Below are 22697 nucleotides of genomic sequence, written 5' to 3' on the forward strand. Positions count from 1 at the left end.
ATTTGCGAAGTGTGGTGCAGGCTGTGATCTCATTGTCCGGGCATTCTTCCCACTGTGGGAGGGAAGAGTGCCCGGAAAGACGAACGGCGGCTTACAGGGTGCCGTAGCCACCACCGCAGACCAGGGCCTGACCGGTGACATAGTTGGCTTCCGGCAGGCACAGCATCACCACCGAGCCAGCGGCTTCTTCGGCCGTGCCAGGACGACCCAGGGGGATGGCAGAGCTGGCGGTATCGATACGTTCCTGTTGAACGCCGACCTTGATTTCACGACCTTCAATGTTGATGGTCTTGCTCTCGTCGCCAGCCAGCGCTTGGGTCAGTCGGGTATCGATGAAACCGAAGGCCACGGCGTTGACATTGACCTTCAGGCGGCCCCACTCCTTGGCCAGGGTTTTGGTCATGCCGATGATGCCGGCCTTGGCGGCGGAGTAGTTGGATTGACCGGCGTTACCGCCAGCAGCGACCGAGGAAATGTTGACGATCTTGCGCAACACTTCGCGGCCTTCAGCGGCGTCTTTCTTGGCCTGGGCGCTGATGATCGGCTGGGCCGCACGCAGAATACGGAACGGTGCGGTCAGGTGGCAGTCAATGATCGCGTACCACTGTTCGTCGGTCATCTTCTGGATGACATTGTCCCAAGTGTATCCAGCGTTGTTGATGATGATGTCGATGCCACCGTAGCTTTGGACGGCAGTCTGTACGAATCGCTCAGCGAAATCGGCGGCGGTCACGCTGCCGACGCAGGCAACGGCTTCGCCACCGGCCTGGCGAATTTCAGCCACGACTTCTTCGGCTGGCGCCGAGTCCAGATCGTTGATCACGACTTTGGCGCCATAAGCCGCCAGTTGCAGGGCGACGCTACGACCGATACCACGACCGGAACCGGTCACCAGCGCGACTTTACCTTCAAGTTTTTTCATTGGATTGTTCCTTAGGCTGTGGGGGTGGGTTGAAATATCAGGCGAGGGCGACAACGGCTTCTCCAACCAGCTTCTCTTCGCCGTACTGATTGGCGCAGCGAAGCGCCAGGCGCACGCGCTGTTCGCCGGCATCGATGAACTTCTCGACGACCTTGCCACTACAAGTCGGTATGTGGCCGAGCTGAGTGATCCCGGTAAAACGCACCGACAGGCCGCGCACCTGGCTCTGCGGCACCCAAGCGGTCAACAGGCGTCCGAGGTACGCCGCGGACAACATGCCGTGGGCGAACACATCGTCCATCCTCGACTTACGGGCGAAGTCGAGGTCGACGTGAATCGGGTTGTGATCACCCGAAGCACCGCAGTACAAGGCGAGGGTGGTGCGGTTCACCGGCTGCAGCTTGAGCAGCGGGATCTCGTCACCGATCTGGATATCGGAAAATTGAACGCTCATGACGACTCCTTAGCGCTGCACAAGGGAGGAGCGGATATCGGCGATGTGCTCGCCAGACTGGTTGGTCACTCGTGCTTCCATGACCACGAATTGCAGGGCGCCACCTTTCTTTTCGTAGATGTCGGAGATGAAGCCGTCGAACGTCAGCACATCGCCGGCATAGGCCATCTTGTGGTAGACGAAGGACTGCTCGGCGTGAAGAACCCGGCCCAGGTCAAAGCCGACCAAATTGAGCAGCTCCACCACATCGCGGCCTTCGCTTTCCAGGCACTTGAGGAAGGTCGGAGGGACCGGCAAGGATTCGTGACCGGCCGCCTTCGCAGCGGCTTCGTCGGTGTAGACAGGATCGGTTTCGCCGATGGCCTTGGCGAAGAAGCGCAGGCGTCCTTTTTCAACGTCGACGCTGTACGCGCCGGTTTTGTGCCCGATCAGATTTTTGTCTGTCATGTTCACTTGGCTCCTATGTCAAAACGCGCCTGAACAGGGCGATCAGTTCTTGCCAAACAGCGTGACGACGCAGGCGCCACCCAGGCCCAGGTTGTGTTGCAGGGCTATCTGCACACCTTCCACCTGGCGCTTGTTGGCGGTGCCACGCAGTTGATGGGTCAGCTCATAGCATTGGGCAAGGCCGGTTGCACCCAGCGGGTGGCCCTTGGAAAGCAGACCGCCGGACGGGTTGGTCACGACTTGGCCGCCGTAGGTGTTGTCGCCATCGCGGATGAACCGTTCGGCCTCGCCGATCGGGCACAAACCCAAGGCTTCATAGGTCAGCAGTTCGTTGTGGGCGAAGCAGTCGTGCAGTTCGACCACGCGGATGTCTTCGGGGCCGATGCCTGCTTGTTCGTAGACCTGATTGGCGGCCGCCTGGGCCATGTGAAAACCGGCGAAGCTGATCATCGACGGCGGGTCGAAGGACTCGACCACATCGGTAGTCATCGATTGGGCAAGGATCGCCACATCCGTGCGCAGGCCATGCTTTTTGGCAAAAGCTTCGCTGCAGACAATCGCAGCAGCACCACCGCAGGTCGGCGGGCACGCCATTAGGCGGGTCATGACACCCGGCCAGATGACCTTGTCGTTCATCACTTCTTCGGTGGTGACCACGTTCTTGAACAGCGCCAGCGGGTTGTTGGCAGCGTGGCGGCTGGCCTTGGCGCGGATCGCGGCAAAGGCTTCCATCGAGGTGCCGTAGCGTTGCATGTGTTCGCGACCGGCACCGCCGAAACCACGTAAGGCCTGAGGAATATCGGCGGCGTCGGCGGTGAGCGTCTCGAGTACATGAAGGAAACGTGCGCGTGGACGCGGGCGGTCATCCCAATGGGATCTCAGCGCGCCGGCCTGCATCTGCTCGAAGCCCAACGCCAGGGCGCATTCGACCTGTCCGCTGGCCACGGCCGCACGGGCCAGGTAAAGGGCTGTGGAGCCGGTAGAACAGTTGTTGTTGACGTTGACCACCGGAATCCCGGTCAGGCCCACCTCATAAAGGGCGGTCTGGCCACTGGTGGAATCGCCGAACACGTAGCCCGTAAATGCCATCTGGATTTTGTCGTAGCTCAGGCCGGCGTCCTTCAGCGCAAGGCGCAACGCTTCTGCGCCCATTTCGGTGTAAGTGGGGCTGGCGCCCGGCTTGCTGAACGGAATCATGCCGACGCCGGCAACGATAACTTTATCGCTCATGTCGTGGGTCTCGCTGGAAGAAGAGGGGGATCAAAGTTTGCGAGCGATCAATTCGCGCTGAACTTCGTTGGTGCCACCGAAGACCCGGGATATGCGCAGGTCGACAAAGGCGCGGGCAATCGGATACTCGAGCATGTAGCCGTAACCACCGTGCAACTGGACCATGTCATCCAGGTGCTTCCACAGGGTCTCGGTGGCGAACAGCTTGGCGATGGCGGCCTCTTCCACGGTCAGCTTGCGGCGCATGTGTTCGCTGATGTAGTAATCGATCATGGTGCGTACCGCGACCGAGGCGGCCTTGGCATCGGCCAGTTTGAATTTGGTGTTCTGGAAATCCCACACAGATTGACCGAAGGCCTTGCGGTCCTTGACGTACTCAAGGGTCAGCTCAAGCAGGCGCTCAAGATGAATAGCCGCGTAGATGGCGATACCCAGCCGCTCTTGTGGCAGCTCCTGCATCATGTAGACGAAGCCTTTGCCTTCCTCGCCCAGCAGGTTGCCGACGGGTACGCGCACATCGTCGAAAAACATCTCCGCGGTGTCGGAAGCTCGCTGGCCGACCTTGTCGAGCTTGCGGCCACGACGGAAGCCTTCGCGAGTGGTTTCAACCATGATCAGGCTGATGCCTTTGGAGCCTGCCGCGGGATCGGTCCTGCAGGCCAGCAGTACCATGTCGCAATTGATGCCATTGCTGATGAAGGTCTTGCTGCCATTGATGACGTATTCGTCGCCATCGCGGATTGCGGTGGTGCGCGCAGCTTTCAGGTCACTGCCGCTGCCCGGTTCGGTCATGCCGAGGGCGAGGATGGTTTCGCCACTGCAGATGCTCGGCAGCCAACGATGTTTTTGTTCTTCAGTACCGAAACGCACGATGTACATCGCAATGATGTCCGAGTGCAGGCCGAAACTGACACCAGACACGCCAGCCCGGTGCATTTCCTCGTTTATGACCGTCGCGTGGCCGAAGTCTCCGCCGCCTCCGCCATACGCCGCAGGAACCATGGAGCACAACAAACCTTCGCGGCCTGCCTTGAGCCAGGTCTGGCGGTCGACCTTGCCGGCCTCGTCCCATTCGGCCTGACGGGGCACGCATTCGCGTTCGAAGAAGCGGCGGGCGGTTTCGCGGAACATCTCGTGGTCTTCGCGAAAGATGGATCGTTGAATGTGCATTACGGACTCCAGTGTCTGTAAAAGGATCGGCAGGCGACTCCTGGGGGTGAGCCATGTGTACGAGGGACTGGAGGAATGCTGCCGGGGTGGCTGTCGGGGTATCCCTCCCCACGGTGGGGGGGGATGAAAGTTCTCGGAACTCACGGTGGCGCTTCACCGACAGGCCATCAGGGGTGCCCCTACTCATCGTGGGGGGGGGAGTGAGTGGCGGGGGCTTCGTAGGCTCTGCGTCGCAGGTGTTGCTCCAGCGCGTTTAGCGCCATGACACCGAGTTCATTCCTTCAAGGAGTTGCACAATGAGAAGCATAACAATCACAAAGCTTCGCTTCGCACAGTTGGGCGCAGGCCTGGCACTGGCCGGTTTGTCCGTCATGGCGACTGCCCAGTCTGCCCCGCCGATGAACCCTTATCTGGCCCAGACCTTCAGCAATCAGGCACATTGGAACAGCGCCCAGACCGACAGCACCGAGATTGCGGTGCCGCGTGGTTCCTACGAGCTGACACCGGAGTCGGTGACTTACCTGCCCAGCGATGCGGGCGGCATGCCGCATTTCGTCGACAAGGTGGGTGATACCATGGTCACGTGGTGGTGGTCTGGCCTTGGCTTGCGCAAGTTCAACAAAGTCGACGGCAAACTGGTTGAAGTGGCACGCACCGAAATGCCGCTGAAGTTGCCCGAGTTTCAAAAGGTCAGCGACGAGCAACGCCTCAAGCAAACCCAGGATGTCAAACGGTTGCTCGACAACAAGGACGAGCAGGGGTTGCTCGACTACATGCGCGGGCAACCGAACCGGATGATCAGCAGCATCAACGATCAGCTGCGTGGCGGCGCGCTCTATTCAATGTTGACCCGTGAGGATGCCTTCATCGGTGCGGGTGGCCGGCAGATTTTCCGCGTCGATCAACTCGATCCAAAAAAACCGAACTCGGGCATGGGGGCACCGTTGGTACGTGTGCTGCCCGAGACGCTCTACGACAACGAGAAGGTCAAGCGCGGCACTGATTTTCCGGTCGACTTCAACTTCGGCATGGGCATGACCTTCAACGGCTTTCTGGTCCTCAACACCGTTGGGGGCAAAGTCATCACCCTCGATCCGAAAACCCTCGAAATTGTCGACATTTATGCCGTCGAAGGCGCGGATGAATTGTTCCTCAATGGTTTTGCCAATGGCGATGAGGCGGGTGGCGGGGCGGTCTATGTGGCTTCGAACCAGAACATGTACCGTCTGGTGGTGGATGCCAAGGGCAAGATTCACAGCGACGAGGCCAGCGGCGCCTGGAAAGCGGCCTATGACCGTGGCATTCGTATCTCTGCCTTGAAAGTCGCCGACGGTACGGGGTCGACCCCGACACTGATGGGCTTCGGGCCGGACGAAGACAAGCTTGTGGTGATCACCGACGGCGCGCAGAAAATGCGTCTGGTGGCTTTCTGGCGCGACCAGTTGCCGGCCGGCTGGAAGCAGAAGCCCGGCACGCTCTCGGCACGCATCGCTGACCAACAGCAAGTGGACATGGGCGCCGACGTGGAAACCGTGCAGTCCGAGCAATCGGTGTCGACCTACGGCGACTACGCCTTCGTGGTCAACAACATCATCAGCAAGGATGCCCCTTACCTGGCGCGTGACAACTACTACGTGAGCATGCTCAACGGTGCTACGCGTCCGGGGCCGAAAGGTGTGGCGATGTTGAAGTGGGACCAAAGCAGCGATGGCTGGAAACAGTTGTGGATGCGCAACGACGTGTCGTCGATCTCCACGGTGCCGATGATCAGTGGTGGCGGCCGGATGGCGATCATTGATGGTTATTTCACTCGCGACTGGAATGACCGCTATCACATCGGCATGGACCTCGACAGCGGCGACACCGTGTTGAAGATCCATACCGGCAGCGATCCCCGGTTCAATGGCATGTACTCGGCGATCAAGGTCAACGAATCCGGCGCGATTCAGTACGGCATGGCCTTCGGTCTGGTCCGTCTGGATACCACCAAAATGAAAAAACTCGATTGACCTGTAGCGGCGCGGGAGCAGTGCCCCGCGCCCACCTGAAGGGTCGTATCAACCCACAATGAGAAGGTAAACCCTCCAATGAGCAACATCGAATTACCTGAAGTGGTGCGCATGCGTGGAATCCTCGCCATGCAGCGAACCGCGTATCTGTCGAATGACATCTGGACTGCCGAGCAACGCTGCGAATTGTTCGATCGGCTGATCGGCATGCTGGTCGAATACAAACAGGAAATCGTTGAGGCGACGGCGGCCGACTTCGGCCATCGCAGCCACGACCTGACGCGCATCATCGACCTGCTGGGCCCGCTCTCATCGTTGAAGAAAACCAGGGCCAGGATTGCTGAGTGGATGCAACCCGAGCAGCGTGCCGCCGACCGTGGCGAGGCTTGGATTCAGTATCAGCCGCTGGGCGTGGTGGGTATTGTTACGGCCTGGAATTTCCCGGTGGGCATGGTCATCCAGGGGCTGGCCAGTGCGCTGTCGGCCGGTAACCGGGCGATGGTCAAAGTCTCTGAATTGAACCCCAAATGTGCCGAACTGATGCAACGGATGTTTAGCGCCACCTTCGCCGAAGATGAGATCGCCATCGTCACCGGTGACGCACAGGTCGGCCAGGCGTTCTGCAGTCTGCCATTCGATCATCTGCTGTTCACGGGTGCCAGCAGCGTTGGCAAGCATGTGATGCGCGCCGCTGCCGAGAACCTGGTGCCGGTTACTCTGGAGCTGGGTGGGAAGTCGCCAGCTATCGTCTCCCGTTCCGCTGACCTCAAGGCAGCTGCGAGCAAGATCCTGGCGGGCAAGTTATTGAATGCTGGCCAGGTCTGCCTTGCACCGGATCACGTGTTTGTTCCCGAAGAATCGATGGAGGAGTTCATCGAGCATGCCAAAACGGCGGTCGCCAAATGTTATCCGAGCCTCAAGGGCAATCCGGATTACACCTCGGTAATTAACACCCGCCACTACGAGCGTCTGCTGGGCTACCTCGAGGAGGCCCGTGCGGCTGGCGTCGATTTGATCGAGTTGAATCCGGCGCAGGAAGATTTCGCTGATCAGCCACATCACAAGATGATCCCGACCTTGCTGTGCGATCCGGGTGACGAGCTGAAGATCATGCAGGAAGAGATCTTCGGGCCGCTGTTGCCAATCAAGCCTTATAAGGACATGCGTGAGGTGGTTGCCTACATCAACGCTCATCCGCGTCCGCTAGGGCTTTACTACTTCGGCAGTGATGCGGCCGAGGAAAAGTTTGTCCTCGAGCGCACCGTTTCGGGTGGAGTGACGATCAACAACGTGGCCCTGCACGCCAGTGTCGACAGTCTGCCTTTCGGCGGGGTTGGCAACAGCGGGATGGGCAGTTATCTGGGGCACCAGGGCTTTGTCACCTTCAGCCATCCGAAGCCGGTCCTGCGAGCCGCAGACGGTCCGGACATCACCCGGCCACCCTTCACCGAGCAGGTGCGGCAGATGGTGGATGCGATGATCAAGCGATAGTGCTGGAGGATATGGCGCCCACCGGTGTGAACCGGTGGGCGTTTCTTTTATTGCCGCGAATTAATCGCAGGGTGAGGTCAGCAAGGTCTTGATGAGTCGACGCAGTTGCTTGTGCAGAAGCGCCGGATCGGCTGTCGAAGGATCGAGCAGCAGCTGAAGCATCATGCCGCGCATTGTTCCAATCAGCAGCGTAGAGGCTGTCAGCGGATCGGTATCGGCAGGGATCTCGCCGTTGGCGATGCCGATTTCCACCTGTTTGGCCAGGATCAGTCGTACGGAATGGTTGTACTCGGCCAGTATCGCTGCGGATTCCGACTCAACCGTCACACCCTCTGCCATCAAGGCGAGTAAAGCGCGGGCGTTGGTCCATTCGGCGTCGTCGCGCAGGAAGTATGCATCGATGTAGCCAAGCAAGGTGTCCAGTCCCGGCTCGCGTCGGGGCGCCTTGTCTTCGACGACATCCATGAACCTAGTATTTACGTACCCGGCCAAAGCACGTAGCAGGCCAGCCTTGGTGCCGAAGTGATGTGCTGCCAGGCCGCGACTGTAACCGGCTTGTAGACCGACCTCGGCCAAAGTAATGCCAATCCAGCCTTTACGCGCGACGATCTGGCGTGCCGCCTCCAACATGCAGTGTTCTGCCTGGGCGCGCATTTCCGCTTTGGATCGACGCGCGGTGTTCAGGGTGCTTTGGTCGGAAGTGTTCATGGACGAATGATCAATTACCGGTGAATTCAGGAACGCGACGCTCGCGCATCGCCTTGTTGCCCTCGGCAAAATCGCTGGTGAGGACCTGCCACTCTTGTTCGGTGGCCTCGCGGTCGATGATTGCATCCACTGAGTCAGCGAGGCCGGCACGTAGCGTCTGGCGGCTTGACATGACGGCAAGGGGGGCACTCAGAGCGATTTCTTCAGCAAGGGCGCGAGCAGCCTGACGTTCTTCGCCAGGCGCCGCAAGCACATCCGCCAGACCGATACGGACGCCTTCTGCGCCATCGATGCGACGCCCGGTGGCGATCAACAGAGACGCCATCTGGAGGCCAACGAGGCGCGGCAGCGTAACAGAAATGCCGAAGCCTTGGTGCATGCCAAGGCGATTGAAATTGGCAGAGAAACGGGCCTTCTCGCTGGTGACGCGGTAGTCGCCAACCAGTGCCAGGCCCAGGCCTCCACCGATGGCGGCACCTTCTACCACGACGATCAATGGCTTGGCCGTGCGGAACAGGCCCACGGCGTGTTTGTACAGTTGACGAGGAAGAATTTTTTCACCGGTCTGCGCCAATCCACTGAAGTCGGCACCTGCACAAAATGTCTTACCCTCGGCTTGCAGGATAACGACGCGGCAGGTCGGCAACTGGTCCAGATACTCCAGTGCGGCCTGCAAATCCATGATCAGTTCCTGATCGAAAAAGTTAAGCGGCGGACGGCTGAATTCCAGCGTGGCGATGTGCCCTTGCAGTTCAAGGGTCAAGCCACGGCCGGGATTGAAGGAGGCGAGGGTAGTCATCAAATGCTCCGAACGGGATGGGAAAACAGACTGGATCGATGGCGCTTGATCCCAGAACAAGAATGCTGATAGCTTATTCGCTTGTTGGTCGGCCAACAAGCGACATTGGTCGCCTGTCCCTAAAATTCAAAGAGCAAATACCATGCAGGCACTCGATATCAGGCCTTGTAGGCTGGACGCCAAGACCCAGGCGCTGCGTGCAGAAGTCCGTACATTTCTCGCCGAAGAGCTCAAGCACTATTCCCCGGCCGATCGTGCCAAGGGGCTCGTCGGTCTCGTCCCGGAATTCACCCGCAAGCTGGGCGAGCGTGGTTGGCTGGGCATGACCTGGCCCAAGCGCTATGGCGGTCACGAGCGCAGTGCGTTGGAGCGCTACGTGGTGCTGGAAGAACTGCTTGCGGCGGGTGCCCCGGTTGGCGCGCACTGGGTCGCCGAACGTCAGAGCGGTCCGTTGCTGATCAAGTTTTCTCCGGAAGTCCTGGCTCCGCAGATCGTCCCGGGCATCACCCGCGGTGAAACGCTTCTGGCGATCGGCATGAGCGAACCCGACGTCGGTTCTGATCTGGCGGCTGTGCGCACCCGTGCGGAAAAAGCTGATGGCGGCTGGATCGTCAACGGCAGTAAGGTCTGGACCTCGGGCGCCCATCTGGCCCACTACATGATCACGCTGCTGCGCACCGGGGCGAAGGAGGAGGGCAATCGCCGCGCAGGTTTGTCGCAACTGCTCATTGACCTCAAGGCCCCCGGCGTGACCGTGCGCCCGATCTACAACATGCTCGGCGAGCATGATTTCAATGAAGTATTCCTGGAAAACGTATTCGTTCCAGATGATTTCGTCATTGGCGAGTTGGGCAATGGCTGGCTGCAGGTCACTGCGGAATTGGCCTTGGAGCGCAGCGGTCCCGAGCGTTACCTGAGTAGTACCCAGCTCTATCTGGCGATGCTCGACGAGGCGGACCCGCAAGACACTCGGCATGCGGTGAGTCTCGGCCGTCTGGCGGCACGCTATGCCGCGCTGCGGCAGATGTCGCTGGGTGTCGCCGGCATGCTCGCCCGCGGAGAAAATCCGGCGATCCCGGCGACGGTGGTCAAGGACCAGGGTGCCTTGCTCGAACAGGCCATTCCGGACGTAGCTCACGATCTGTTCGGTGATCAACGTGAGCCCGGTTCCGATCTCGATCAGGTGATGCGCTTCCTGACTCAGAGTGCGCCGTCCTTCTCGTTGCGTGGCGGTACTCGTGAAATTCTGCGCGGCATTATCGCTGGAGGTCTTGGACTGCGATGAATACAACAATCAATCATCAGGGAGTGGACGACGGTGTCCTCTCAGAAATGCAAACCATGATCGCCGACAGCGTCCAGCGTCTGTTCGCCAAACAAGTCACCCGAGAATTGCTCGAACGCTTTGATGACGGCCATCGGGCCGAGTCGCTATGGCAGATGGTCGTAGACAACGGCTTGCCCGGTGCGCTGGTAGCGGAAGCCGCAGGTGGGAGCGGCGCCTGTTGGCTCGACGCCAGTCCGGTTCTGCACGCCATCGGCTATTGGCAGGCGCCTCTGCCCCTGGCGGAAACCATGGTCGGTGCAGCGCTGCTGGCACACGCCGGGATGGAAGTGCCGGAAGGTCCGATTACCCTGATTCAGGCCGGCCGACTGGGCGATCTGCGACTGGATAAAGACAGCGCACTCCTCGAGGGCCGAGCCGTCAATGTACCGTGGGCACGCAGTTGTCGCTGGGCCGTCGTTGCCGACGGTCAGCGCCTGGCGCTGGTCGACTTGCGTCAGGCGGCCATTACTCTGGCAGCCGGTAGCAATGTCGCCGATGAAGAGCGCGATACGCTTGTTTTCGTCAACGCCAGCTGTCAGGTCATCGGTCAATTGCAACTGGCCGATCTGCACGAGCCGGTATGGCATCTCGGTGCATTGGTACGCGCTTGCATGCTGGTTGGCACGCTTGAAGCTGTCGTCGACAAAGCAGTGATGTATGCCAATGAACGTGTGCAATTCGGCAAGCCAATCGGCAAGCAACAGGTACTGCAGCAATACCTGGCACAGATGGCCGGTGCCACCGGCGCTGCGCGAATGGCTGTGCAAGTTGCCTTGCGCAGCGCGAGCGACCTGTTCCTCAAGACGGCGGGCAGCCGCAGCACCCTGGCGTTCGACATCTCCGTAGCCAAGGTGTGTACCGGTGAAGCTGCGACGCTGGCCGCTTCGGTGGCGCATCAGGTGCACGGTGCTATCGGCTTTACCCATGAACACACTCTGCATTTCGCCACGCGTCGCCTTTGGTCCTGGCGAGATGAATTCGGTAGTGATGCACATTGGGCCAAGGTGCTGGGGCAGGCGGCAATTGCCGCGGGTTCCGAGGGCTTCTGGGCAGGGCTGACCGATCGAAGCTTGTGAAGATCCTGCCTGTTCATCGCGTGAGCAGCCTGAGCGCTTGCGTAACCAAAACAAAAACAACAAATTTTATAAAGGTAAATCATGAAAGCAGCCGTATTCCACACGCCGGGTTCCCCTTTGACCATCGAGGAAGTCGGGATCAGCAAACCGGGTCCACGTGAAGTCCTGGTGCGTACTGTCGCTGTAGGTGTCTGTCACTCGGACCTGCATGTCGTCGACGGGATGTATCCGCATCCGGCCCCCGTGGTGCTCGGCCACGAGGCAGCCGGTATCGTCGAGCAGGTGGGCTCGGACGTCCGTACTGTCAAGCCAGGTGATCATGTGGTCACGTGCCTGTCGGTCTACTGCGGCCATTGCGCCCATTGCGTCACAGGCCACTTGTCGCTGTGCGTATCGCCGGAAACGCGCCGCGGCAAGGGCGACGAGCCACGCCTGACCTACGTGCAAAGGCCGATGCCGCAATTTGCCAACCTGTCGGCCTACGCTGAGCAGATGCTGGTCCATGAACATGCGCTGGTCGCCATTCGCCGCGATATGCCGCTCGACCGCGCCGCGCTGCTTGGTTGCGCTGTTACTACCGGCACCGGCGCGGTATTCAACACCGCCAAAGTTCGTCCAGGTGAAACCGTGGCTGTACTGGGGTGTGGCGGCATCGGCCTGGCTGCGATCAATGGTGCGGTACTGGCCGGTGCCGGCCGCATCATTGCCATCGACATGCTCGATTCGAAGCTGGAACTGGCCAGGCAGTTTGGCGCCACCGATGTCATCAATGCGAAGAATGGCGATACGGTTCAACAGGTCATCGAGCTGACCAGAGGCGGCGTCGACCACTCATTCGAGTGTATCGGCCTCAAGCAGACGGCCGAGCAGGCATTCGGCATGCTCAAACGTGGTGGCTGCGCGACGATCATCGGCATGATAAAACCGGGCACCAAGCTTGAGATCGATCCTTTCCAGCTTCTGCAGGCCCGCCGCATTCAAGGGTCAATCATGGGTTCGAACCGTTTTCCGGTCGATCTGCCGAGCCTGACCGATTTCTATATGCAGGGTCGACTCAAACTCGACGAGATGATCTCGCAGCGCATCAAACTCGAAGACATCAATATCGCCTTCGACGAGATGCGTCGCGGCGAGCTGGCGCGTTCGGTGATTGTCTTCGACCAGTGAGTGTCGGGTGAATGGTCGGGCGGGGTTGCGCGCAGACGCGGTAATGCCCTGGCCCTGACCGGCAATGTACAACCGGATGAAAAGAGGATAGCCATGCTTGGTGACATCAAAATCGTAGAAATCTGCGGCATCGGTCCCGGGCCGTTTTGTGCCATGCATCTGGCCGATCTGGGGGCGCAAGTCATCGCTGTTGAACGTGGCGAAGCTGTCTCTGTTACAGGCGAGAAGAACGCTTCTAAAAGCGCGATGAATCGTGGAAAGCGCTCCGTGGTAGCCGACCTGAAAACACCCGATGGGCGCGAGACCGTACTAAAGCTGATCGAAAGCGCGGACGCGCTGATCGAAGGCATGCGCCCAGGTGTGATGGAACGCCTAGGGTTGGGGCCGGAGGTTCTGCTGGCACGTAATCCGAAGCTGGTTTACGGGCGCATGACGGGCTGGGGTCAGAATGGCCCGATGGCTCAGGCGGCAGGTCATGACAACAACTACATCTCGCTGTCAGGGGCGATGTATTACTGCGGGACTGAGGGCGAAGCGCCGTCTTCGCCCATCACACTCATCGGCGACATTGGCGGTGGGGCCCTTTATCTCACAATCGGTCTGCTGGCGGGCATCCTCAATGCGCGCACTACGGGTAAAGGCACCGTGGTCGATGCCGCCATCGTCGATGGTTCGGCGCACATGATGCAGTTGTTGATGTCGATGGCACCCCGTGGCGGAATTCAGGAGCAGCGGGGCAAGAGCATGCATGACAGCTCCCATTTCTATGGCACTTACCGATGCGCGGATGGCCATTACATTTCCCTGGGGGCCATGGAGCCACAGTTTTATGCGCTACTCCTGGAAAAGCTGGAGCTGGTCGACGACCCTCGCTTTATCCGGCAATGGGACATGAGTCGTTGGGGAGAAATGCGTTCGGCGTTCGAGACAATCTTCAGCAGCCGTACACGCGAGCTGTGGAGCGAACTGCTCGAGGGGACAGACGTGTGCTTCGCTCCTGTGCTCAGCCCGCAGGAGTCATCCGGACATCCTCACATGGTCCATAGGGATGTGTACTTCGAGCGCGACGGCATGTTGCAGGCTCACCCTGCACCGCGCTTCGATGGTCAGGTAGTCATGCCGGGAACAATACCGACGCGTGGCGAACATACCGAACAAGTCAGAATGGCACTTGAGTCCAATAGCCAGGGTCTTTGGTTATGAAACATCGCTGGTAGGCATTCGCCACAGCTCGAGCGCTGCGTGCTTTGATTTATATGTCGTAACTTCAAGTCGTTTGAGCGAGTTCACTCACGATAGCCACAATAATAATATCCTATCGAGGTTTTTGCATGACTGTATTGACCGCTGCTGCACCTCTTGAGTTTGTGAATGCCGATCGCGTGTACCGCAAAGTCACTATCCGGCTTCTGCCGTTCCTTTTTATTTGTTATGTCGTCAACTATATCGATCGCGCAAATATCGGCTATGCCAAGTTGCAGTTTACCCAAGATTTGGGTTTCTCTGACGCGGTGTATGGCTTGGGCGCCGGTCTCTTTTATATCAGCTACTTATTGTTCGAAGTGCCAAGCAATTTGTATCTGCAAAAGATCGGAGCACGTGCAACGCTTACCCGCATCATGATCATCTGGGGTGTCGCTTCAGGAATGACGTGCCTGGTAACTACGCCAATGCAACTGTATGTAGCTCGCTTTGTCCTCGGTGCCGCCGAAGCCGGCTTCTTCCCCGGTGTTGTTTTGTACCTCAGCTACTGGTTCCCGGCAGCGCGGCGCGGACGCATCAGCTCAATCCTGTTAATGGCGGTAGCCACCGCTGGTTTGCTTGGGGGCTTGGTGTCGGGGTGGATCATGCACGAGGCCGATGGACTGTTCGGCCTGCGTGGCTGGCAGGCGTTGTTCATCATCGAAGCAATCCCGGCGGTGTTGCTCGGTCTGACAGTGTTTTGGATGCTCGACGATTCACCGCAAAAAGCCAAATGGTTGTCGCCGGCCGAACGGGAGCTAATACGTCAGGATCTGGAAAGTGATCAGGCAGCCAAGACTACTACCGGGCATCTCGGTTTGTTCAGCGCCCTGCGCGATATGAGAGTTTATTTTTTGGCACTTGTCTATTGTGCGGTTTGCGCAGGTTCTGGAGTGATCAGTATCTGGGGGCCGTCGATAATTAAAAACGCCGGGGTGACCGATCTCAAACAAGTCGGCATTTTGATGATGCTCCCGTTTGCAACGGCGACGATCGTAATGTATTTGGTTGGCCTCAACTCCGATCGCATGTTGGAGCGTCGTTGGCATGTGGTAGTGCCGTCCCTAGCGGCTGCGGTTGCCTTTTTCGTGCTCAGCCTGCCTGATCTCGGTGCGCCGGTAACCGTTGTGATGTTGTGCCTGGCTACGGCAGGCGTGTACTCGGCCTCGTCAATTTTCTGGGTTATCCCGCCCACTTATCTCGGCAAGAATTCCGCAGCAACCGGGATCGCCTTTATCAGCAGTGTCGGCGCAGGGGTTGCGGGCTTCGGTGCCGCTGCGTTGCTGGGGTGGATTAAAACAGAAACGGGTAGCTTGAGTGTTGGTTTATTATCAATCGGCGCTCTGATCATTCTAGGGTGCTGGCTTTTAATCGTTTGCATGCCTGTTCATTTGCTTGGGCTCAAGCGCGCATAACGCCTTTGGCGCTCCGCTATAGACGTCTCTGGCCGTTTCATTTTTGCCATTCGGCGCGACAAGTCCTAAAGGGTGGAAAATAAGTTTCAAAATGAAGGGGCAGTGGCTAGCATTTTCGCAATTCTGACCATTCGCTACCCGGAGGTAGAACAGCAGCAGTTGAGGGGGAATCAGAAGAGGAAGCATGTCGACTGCTCCGCTGGCTAAAGCGACCGCTTTTGGTCGATCGTTGCGTCGACCGGTTGAATCCACAGTTGATTTCTGCGTTCCACGACCGCCTGAAACTGACTGCTAGCTGCCTTGCGACTTCATTTAGCGTGGCTTGCGAGTGATCCGCAAGGTCGGTTCCCTTCGGGAAGTACTGCCTTAACAACCCGTTGGTGTTCTCATTGGATCCCCGTCGCCAAGGACGATGAGGATCGCAGAAGTAGACCTTGATGTCGGTAGCCACCGTAAAGCGCTTATGGTCAGTCAGCTCTTTGCCGCGATCCCACGTCAGCGATTTGTAGAGTTCTTGGGGTAAGTTGCGGGCGGCATGAAGAGGTATTGGAGGAGATGCAGCTTCGGCTGAGCAAAGCACCAGAGATGATGCGAGTCCGAAAACGGACTGTTGAGCATCCCTTCGGGACGCTCAAGCAATGGATGGGTGCAACGCACTTCCTGACGCGAAAGCTGGCCGGGGTGAGCGCGGAGATGAGCTTGAATGTGCTCGCTTACAACTTGAAACGGGTCATGAAAATCATCGGCCCCCATCACTTGATGAAGGCGCTAACGGCCTAAAAACCGGCCTATTTTTACGTCTCCCGATGATCTGGCGCGTTGCTGGGGCGGTTTAGCTCATCAGGAAGGGACATCGTGCCTTGATCAGGCTACGAGCCGGACAGCCCCTCAACCTTGAAGATCGAAACGGGATCTAGCGTTTTTACACACTCTGGGCCGATCACTGCCTGTCACGAATGGGTCAGACATGATTACCGTTTTAAAAACTAATGACTTCATTTTCTTTTCTAATGACCACTGACGCTAAGGTAGGTAGTAATTACAATAGGCTGTGTAAACCAAAAGTTTATAGTGACATCTATGGAAACCTTCAGGAGTATCGAGTGCCTTGTGCGCAGCGCCGGAGGACGACAGCTTTTCCAACGACGCTTACTAATTGAGCGATACCAACTTCGGGACGAAGAGAAAGGAGCTAGGCGATCAATCGGTTGATTATTGGGAGCGAAAAGCATGTGGCTCGCGGAACAAAAGCCAAAATGGACTCAGCGCTTTCGGGGACTGGATCTGATATGCAGCTCAAATTGGCTTGCCATCAGACAGCGCATCATTCAATGACCCTCTGAGAAGGCTGGCCACGTGCTCGCTAACCTCCTCAAAGCTGAGAGTGGCAGACCCTCCATTGCTCAGCACTATCGTTCCTTTCAAGGGAGGGTGTAGGCGAACTCGTATTTTTTCCAAAGTGTACTTTCGGTCACCAATTAGCTGGTCACAGGCGTCCTTGATGTCCTCTTCTCCAGAAACCAGTACCTTGGCGAATACCTTATTCCCTAGCTCCAGTCTGGAAATTTGCATCGAATCCAGGCTTCCTGCACCCCTGACCGCTTTGAGTAGGTTTTCTGCCCATACCAAAACATCAACTTGCAGCTCTTCAATGCTTACTGTGAAGTCGGTTATCTCAGAGAATCTGCTGAGCACCGCCTGCAGGCTTCGGGGAGAGTTGATAAATTCCAGAGTGGGAGGGGCTTTCGTCAGTCTGAAGGCAGATTGTCGATATTCCATGCGATCAAAGCTGGTTTCATTCCCAAATGGGTCGGTGATGGTGTCGGTATAGTTGACTTTCTCAATGTACCTAGCCTCTAGTGTGTCATCACGGACTTTATCAATAACGAAGCCATGTTGTTTGGTGCTGTTGAACTCCATAGATTTCATGCGTGCAGCCAACTGCGCGATAGATAACGGCCATTCAACGTTCAACCACTTGTAGCGCATCCAGTTAGCCCTCGGTTTCTGCGAGCAATTCGTTTTTCAGCTTCAGTGCTGTCTGCTCAATCAGAGAGAAATACCTTGCCCGTTCCTTGTCCTCTACGGGGGAGATGCCTTTGCGGTGCGAGCCTTTGTGGTACTTGAACTCGCCCTGCACCCCATACCTGAATCCTAAGCAGTTTTGTTTGTCTTCAAATCCCGCTTCGAACTGAACGATGTTAGGTGGATTCTCGATTTGCTCGGATTTCCAGGAAATGTGCGTGATATAGAACCCACGCTGGCTGAGCTCTTTATATTCCTTGGATTGAACTAAGTTCTGACCACTCAACGCCATGCTGTGTACGACAGCGAACATTTCCATGCGCGCTTCGCTCTCAGCAGTGTCAAGATCGATGTCTAGGTTTTCATCGCTTTCTTCTGATCTACGTAGAGATGAGACCTTCAGGTTCATGACATTTCGCAGCTTAAAGCCCGGTAGCTTCGAGATCAGGGACGTGAAAAACTTTGATCGCAGCTCTGGTGTAGAGAGTTCTGCCAGTTCGACTTTTTCTTGGGCTAAGGGGGCCTTTCTGCGCTGTTCCACACATTCTTTGATGGCCTCAACCACCCGTTTGGCTTTGTCCGTAGCGGGAAGTCGGACGACCGTTTTTCCGTTCTCCACTAGAAAATCGATTTTTGCCTCATTGCGTTCGCGCTGAAGAAGCTTGGCACGGTTGTGGTTGAACTCGTCGTATTCCACCTTTATGACATATCCACCTTCCCTACCGATGCGGTGTTTCACTTCCTCGTTCGGGCCAATGGTCTTCATGTAACTTTCAACGGCTTCTCTGATGTCGTCCAGAGCGATTTCTGAGTCGAACTGGATGTTCGTGGTCTTGTCTCTACGGCCCGGTGGTTCACGCTTGTCGACAATCGCTTCAATGTCGTGAAAGCCGTGTGGAATCATGGATATGTAGTCACAGATATCCTCTCGTTCGTCCTTAGCGGAACAGAATATCCCCCGATCGCGCAGCAATTCCCGAAGTACTGACACGGTCATTCGCTGTTTCCCGGAAATCAGCAGATCGTAGATGTCGTTGTCGTTGGCGCTAAGATGATCCAGATATTCGTTCATGCCCAGGTACCTAAGTCGATTGAGGAGTACGTCGATTTAATTTCGATGATCGGCTCGTATCTAATAGCGAGTACGTACTCACTCAGGTCTGTGCTGCTCCCTGCTAGCCCCTCGATGTATTGTTGCTGGGACTTTTGGAACGTTGGCGATGAGTTAGGAACGGGGCTCAGCGTTTTGATGGTCACCTGTGTTCGTTCGTCCAGCAGTTCATACTTGCGAAGGATGTCAATGAGGTAGGTGAACTCGTGGGTCGTTTCTCCCTTCCTAGAGTAGAAGACCACAATTTTTCGTTCGGCCTTTCCCTTGGGATCTCGGGCTTCGAGGATGATCACAGGAGAGGTCAAGGTCTCAAGCGTTGCGCCTTTTGCTTTTTTTACCTGAAGGTTGGCTTTACGCACTAATTGCGGATGGTAGAACGAGCAGTACTCCGGCCCAGGCAGCTCCGGATTCCGTTTGCCTCTCATTCTTTGGATCTCGTGGCTGACATTGTCGAGCCAGAAAATTTCTTTGGGCCCAAGGACGAAGAGCTTTTTGCCCTTAGGCAGATGCAGGCTCTCATTGGCAACAAAGGTCAGCGTGGTGTTGAAGTCTGCATCGTATTCGCCGTCATGGTTGTAGACGAAAAGCAGTCCGCAGATCGAATAGGTCACATCGTCATGCGCGTGCTTGTCTTGCCATTCAGCGCTCTTGTCCGCACACGCGGTTTGCTTCCCCAAGCTAATCAATGCGGATTTAATGGCTGGTGACTTGATCGACCCCTTTGCGTAGCTCTTCAGGTCGCAATGCACGTAGGTACGCTTCGCTGAATAGGGCTCATCGTAGTAGTAGACAACATCACAGGGGTGCGTAGTAACACCGTGTTCCTCTGTTGCCTCACAAGGCCAATCGTGGTTCGTCGGGCCGATCCTATCCCAGAAGAACTCTGCAAACAGCTCGCTGGCCAGGATTTCAGCTTGCCTGGCTATGTTGTCATTTTCAGCCACGTACTCAGTGTCCTTTTTAGTGTTGGCAGTGTGTTGTTACGAGTGCTTCGATGGAGTGCTAGGTACGCCGTGGTCAGGTCAGGATGACCCTCTGGAGCTGGTCAACGCATATGGTAAGCAGGTAACCCTTAAGCCCCTCTGGCACGCCCTTATCGCTTGGAGTCGCCTCCAAATAATTTTTGCCTGATATTAGCACCGGGTTCAGCTTTTAATGACCCAGGTTCAAAATCTAATGAATCTCTATGCCGTAACTCTCGAGCAGACATTGGGTGGCCCTGAGCTGAAACGGATGGTCCTCCACCAGCATGATGCGCAGATTGTCGTTGATCATGGTGTTCACGCTTCTTCTGTCGGAACGATAGGCGTGATTGTTTCCCGACAGCCGCCGCGCATTCGATCAGTGCACTCGACAGGCGTTGTAGGGGGATTCGGTGTTGCTTGAATGTTTTTGGATTTTCAGGACTGATCGGCCATTACCGAGGGGGTAATGGCTGATCTATCGCTTGTCGTCAGTGGCTGGAACGACCGGTCATTTCCAGGGCCATGTGGCTGGCGTAGCTGTCGGTCATGCCGGCGATGAAATCGATCATGCGCAAAAACGAGTTGTGCAGAGGGCCGTTCGGATCGGGTGCATTGTTGCCCAGCAGGTCGAGCACCCGCCGGCTCTTGAAGGACGGCGTTCGACCGTTGTGCTGCTCCAGTGCGGCACCGCAAAAAGCATTGAGCAGAATTTCCAGGGTGGTATAGGCACCGATCTCATGCAGGGTCTTGCGCTTGTCCTGGAAGATCTTCTGCCGCGCCATGTCCTTGGCATTGAGCACACAGCGTTTGGCCGGGCCGTGCATGTGCTCCACCAGGTCACCCGCCAGGGTGCCGGCCAACAGCGCATCCTGCTGCTCGACAAAGGCGCGGGCCGCGGCATTGGTCAGGTGTTCGATGGCCTTGCCGCGCAGGATCGCCAGTTTGCGCCGCCGCGAATCCTGCGGGCCGAGCAGGCGATAGGTTTGCGGCAGATCGTCGCCCACCAGGTCCAGTAACAGCGACTCGACTTCGGCATACTCCAGCAAGTCCATTTCCAGGCCGTCTTCGAGGTCGATCAAGGCGTAGCAGATGTCATCGGCGGCCTCCATCAGGTACACCAGCGGATGGCGCGCCCAGCGCTGCTCCTCCAGTTGCGGCAGGCCAAGTTTTTGCGCGATCTGCTCCAGCAGCGGCAGCTCGCTCTGGTAGCAACCGAACTTGTGTTTCTTGTACCCCAGCGAGTCGGCGTGCCTGGCCGTCCATGGATACTTCAGGTAAGTGCCCAGGGTGGCGTAGGTCAGCCGGGTTCCGCCGTCGAACTGGTGGTACTCAAGCTGGGTCAATACCCGAAAGCCCTGGGCGTTGCCTTCGAAGTTGAGGAAGTCATTGCGTTGCGCTTCGCTCATCGCATCCAGCCAGCCGCGCCCCGCGGCCTGCTGGAACCAGTGCCGGATCGCGTCTTCGCCGGAATGGCCGAAGGGTGGATTGCCAATGTCATGGGCCAGGCAGGCCGATTGCACCACCATCCCCAGGTCACTGGGATCACACCAGTCGGGCAGGGCGCTACGGATGGTTTCGCCGACGCGCATGCCCAGTGAGCGGCCGACGCAACTGACTTCCAGCGAATGGGTCAGGCGCGTGTGGATATGGTCGTTGCTGTGCACGGGATGAACCTGGGTCTTGCGCCCCAGACGGCGGAACGCCCCCGAGAAAATGATGCGGTCATGGTCTTTGTGAAAAGGACTGCGGCCCAGTTCTTCCGGGCTGTGCAGGGGCTTTCCGAGGCGTTCGCGGGTAAGCAGGGTAGGCCAATCCAAGGCTGGTTCGCTCCGTCAGGGGACTGATCGGCTAGCTTCCCGGTTCGCAACGCTGCCTGCAAGCGTCACTACAGCCCGACCGCGTCGATATCGATGAGCAGCAGGCGTTCGCCGTTGTCGAAAAATTGTCCGGCGGTGAGGCAGTACTGATTGCTGGTGGCGTCGCGGTAGGTGTTGGAGAGGGTCAGCTGCGGCTCCTCACAACCCTGCGCCAGCAGGTGATAGAAATACGGGCGCCAGGACCAGTTATGGCCCAGGTAGCGGTTGTCGGCGACCCAGCCGTTGTTGCGCCATTCCAGGTTGGGCGTCAACTGCGTGCCGTGACGGTCGCACTGATAGAAACGCAGCAGCCAGGGAAAGGCATCCAGTTGTGGCAGGGCACTCAGGGGCGCGCAAGTCTGTGCCCAGTGCTGCAGGATCGCCATCAGTTCGCCCAGTTGTTGGCGCATGATCATCAGGCGACCGCGTTCGGCCAACTTCTGCTGCACATAGCGCTGGCGCAGGTGGGCAAAGCGCTCGACGAAGGCATCGGCGGCAAAGAAATCCGCTTGTGCCCGGGCAAACAGAAACCCCTGGACATAACGTGAGCCGCACTCCAGGGCAAAATTCAGTTGCGCTTCGGTTTCCACACCTTCGGCAATGATCCAGCACCCGGTTTTTTCCGCCATTTGTGCCAGCGCCTTGACCACGTCACTGCTGGGGCCCCCCAACGCGGCTGCCTGGAACAGGCGCATGTCGAGCTTGAGGATGTCTGGCTGCAGCGCCAGTACCCGATCGAGCTGGGAGTAGCCGGCGCCGAAATCATCGATGGCAATCCGTGCGCCGGCTTGCCGGTAACGCGCCACTACCTGTGCCAGGCGCTGGATGTCGCCACCCAGTTCGGTAATTTCGAAAACGATGCGCTGCGGATCTATTCCGTGCTTTTGCAGCTGACCAAGACTTGGCAAGGGTTGGTCCGGGCGCAGGCGGCTGATCCAGCGGGGGGAAATGTTCAGGCTGAGAAACCAGTCGCCAGGCGCTTCGTGCAGGCGACTCAGGGCGTTATCGCGCAGCTGACGGTCGAGGCGACGCAGGGCGACGGCGTTGGTGCGGGGGGCGGCGAACAGCGGCCCCACCGAGGCGAGTTGGCCGTCGGCCTGACGCAGTCGGCCCAGGGCTTCCACGCCGGCGATACGGCCGGTGGCGGTATCGATGAACGGCTGAAAGCAGGCGAGCGGTTGCCCGTCGATCACAAGGCCTCCTTGGATGGATCTTGTTGTTGGATAAAGCCTGGTCACCGGGTAGGCGCGCAGGATCGAACCCCTCGATAGAGAGGTTCGATC

The 22697-nt window shown here is 57.8% G+C and carries 19 protein-coding genes and 3 pseudogenes; 8 read left to right on the forward strand and 14 right to left on the reverse strand.

What is annotated here, in order from left to right; all coding sequences use genetic code 11:
• Positions 1–91 precede the first annotated feature (91 nt).
• From NPS56_RS01125 to NPS56_RS01145, 5 genes are read right to left on the reverse strand one after another with little or no spacing between them, the layout of a single operon-like run.
• Complete coding sequence (locus NPS56_RS01125; RefSeq protein ID WP_274073078.1) at positions 92–922, reverse strand: SDR family NAD(P)-dependent oxidoreductase; 831 nt, start codon at positions 920–922, stop codon at positions 92–94.
• A gap of 37 nt (positions 923–959) precedes the next feature.
• Positions 960–1376, reverse strand: coding sequence for a MaoC family dehydratase (locus NPS56_RS01130; protein ID WP_274073079.1), 417 nt, complete (start codon positions 1374–1376; stop codon positions 960–962).
• Positions 1377–1385: 9 nt separating this feature from the next.
• Positions 1386–1823, reverse strand: a complete 438-nt coding sequence (locus NPS56_RS01135) for a MaoC family dehydratase N-terminal domain-containing protein (protein WP_274073080.1) — start codon at positions 1821–1823, stop codon at positions 1386–1388.
• A gap of 42 nt (positions 1824–1865) precedes the next feature.
• Positions 1866–3053, reverse strand: a complete 1188-nt coding sequence (locus NPS56_RS01140) for a lipid-transfer protein (protein ID WP_274073081.1) — start codon at positions 3051–3053, stop codon at positions 1866–1868.
• Positions 3054–3083: 30 nt separating this feature from the next.
• The gene (locus tag NPS56_RS01145) at positions 3084–4223 is read right to left on the reverse strand and encodes an acyl-CoA dehydrogenase family protein (protein WP_274073082.1); all 1140 of its coding nucleotides are present in this window, start codon (positions 4221–4223) and stop codon (positions 3084–3086) included.
• Between the two features lie 296 nt (positions 4224–4519).
• Between NPS56_RS01145 and NPS56_RS01150 the strand changes: the two genes are divergently transcribed.
• Positions 4520–6232: a hypothetical protein gene (locus tag NPS56_RS01150; RefSeq protein ID WP_274073083.1), complete on the forward strand. Its 1713-nt coding sequence runs from the start codon at positions 4520–4522 to the stop codon at positions 6230–6232.
• Positions 6233–6310: 78 nt separating this feature from the next.
• A complete protein-coding gene (locus NPS56_RS01155) occupies positions 6311–7723 on the forward strand; it encodes a coniferyl aldehyde dehydrogenase (RefSeq protein WP_274073084.1) in 1413 nt (470 codons plus the stop codon).
• Positions 7724–7783: 60 nt separating this feature from the next.
• Here the strand turns inward: NPS56_RS01155 and NPS56_RS01160 are convergent, their stop codons facing one another.
• Together NPS56_RS01160 and NPS56_RS01165 are read right to left on the reverse strand one after the other, a co-directional pair.
• Positions 7784–8431 carry a TetR/AcrR family transcriptional regulator gene (locus NPS56_RS01160; protein WP_274073085.1) on the reverse strand — a complete coding sequence of 216 codons (648 nt, stop codon included), beginning with the start codon at positions 8429–8431 and terminating at the stop codon, positions 7784–7786.
• A gap of 10 nt (positions 8432–8441) precedes the next feature.
• Positions 8442–9230, reverse strand: coding sequence for an enoyl-CoA hydratase/isomerase family protein (locus NPS56_RS01165; RefSeq protein ID WP_274073086.1), 789 nt, complete (start codon positions 9228–9230; stop codon positions 8442–8444).
• 142 nt (positions 9231–9372) lie between these two features.
• On the opposite strand from NPS56_RS01165, the gene NPS56_RS01170 reads away from it, so the two are divergent.
• The 5 genes from NPS56_RS01170 (at position 9373) to NPS56_RS01190 (ending at position 15457) form a co-directional block, all read left to right on the forward strand.
• Entirely contained in the window at positions 9373–10515 is a 1143-nt protein-coding gene (locus NPS56_RS01170; protein WP_274073087.1) for an acyl-CoA dehydrogenase family protein, read from the forward strand.
• A 47-nt stretch (positions 10516–10562) separates the two neighbouring features.
• Positions 10563–11633, forward strand: a complete 1071-nt coding sequence (locus tag NPS56_RS01175) for an acyl-CoA dehydrogenase (protein WP_274073088.1) — start codon at positions 10563–10565, stop codon at positions 11631–11633.
• Positions 11634–11714: 81 nt separating this feature from the next.
• The gene (locus tag NPS56_RS01180; RefSeq protein WP_274073089.1) at positions 11715–12800 is read left to right on the forward strand and encodes a Zn-dependent alcohol dehydrogenase; all 1086 of its coding nucleotides are present in this window, start codon (positions 11715–11717) and stop codon (positions 12798–12800) included.
• A 93-nt stretch (positions 12801–12893) separates the two neighbouring features.
• Positions 12894–14003: a CaiB/BaiF CoA transferase family protein gene (locus NPS56_RS01185; RefSeq protein WP_274073090.1), complete on the forward strand. Its 1110-nt coding sequence runs from the start codon at positions 12894–12896 to the stop codon at positions 14001–14003.
• A 128-nt stretch (positions 14004–14131) separates the two neighbouring features.
• A complete protein-coding gene (locus tag NPS56_RS01190; protein WP_274073091.1) occupies positions 14132–15457 on the forward strand; it encodes an MFS transporter in 1326 nt (441 codons plus the stop codon).
• Positions 15458–15716: 259 nt separating this feature from the next.
• On the opposite strand, the pseudogene NPS56_RS01195 reads toward NPS56_RS01190, so the two are convergent.
• Positions 15717–15989: pseudogene (locus NPS56_RS01195) on the reverse strand (IS30 family transposase); the annotation flags it as partial.
• A gap of 2 nt (positions 15990–15991) precedes the next feature.
• Between NPS56_RS01195 and NPS56_RS01200 the strand changes: the two are divergent.
• A pseudogene (locus tag NPS56_RS01200) lies at positions 15992–16237 on the forward strand (transposase); the annotation flags it as partial.
• A 516-nt stretch (positions 16238–16753) separates the two neighbouring features.
• Here NPS56_RS01200 and NPS56_RS01205 read toward each other — a convergent pair.
• The 6 genes and pseudogenes from NPS56_RS01205 to NPS56_RS01230 all read right to left on the reverse strand — a co-directional run bounded on the left by NPS56_RS01205 (position 16754) and on the right by NPS56_RS01230 (position 22607).
• Complete coding sequence (locus NPS56_RS01205; protein WP_274073092.1) at positions 16754–17446, reverse strand: hypothetical protein; 693 nt, start codon at positions 17444–17446, stop codon at positions 16754–16756.
• A 4-nt stretch (positions 17447–17450) separates the two neighbouring features.
• Positions 17451–18554 (reverse strand): hypothetical protein, encoded by a 1104-nt coding sequence (locus NPS56_RS01210; RefSeq protein WP_157711517.1) that lies wholly within the window; start codon positions 18552–18554, stop codon positions 17451–17453.
• Positions 18551–19537: a hypothetical protein gene (locus NPS56_RS01215; RefSeq protein WP_218574362.1), complete on the reverse strand. Its 987-nt coding sequence runs from the start codon at positions 19535–19537 to the stop codon at positions 18551–18553. The genes NPS56_RS01210 and NPS56_RS01215 overlap by 4 nt, the downstream gene beginning before the upstream one ends.
• A gap of 244 nt (positions 19538–19781) precedes the next feature.
• Positions 19782–19868, reverse strand: a pseudogene (locus NPS56_RS01220) (response regulator); the annotation flags it as partial.
• Positions 19869–20046: 178 nt separating this feature from the next.
• The gene (locus tag NPS56_RS01225) at positions 20047–21375 is read right to left on the reverse strand and encodes a deoxyguanosinetriphosphate triphosphohydrolase (RefSeq protein WP_274073093.1); all 1329 of its coding nucleotides are present in this window, start codon (positions 21373–21375) and stop codon (positions 20047–20049) included.
• A 68-nt stretch (positions 21376–21443) separates the two neighbouring features.
• Positions 21444–22607, reverse strand: coding sequence for an EAL domain-containing protein (locus NPS56_RS01230; protein WP_274073094.1), 1164 nt, complete (start codon positions 22605–22607; stop codon positions 21444–21446).
• Between the last annotated feature and the right edge of the window lie 90 nt (positions 22608–22697).

Origin of the sequence: Pseudomonas putida, from assembly GCF_028682635.1 — a bacterium.
Lineage (GTDB): Bacteria > Pseudomonadota > Gammaproteobacteria > Pseudomonadales > Pseudomonadaceae > Aquipseudomonas > Aquipseudomonas putida_AE.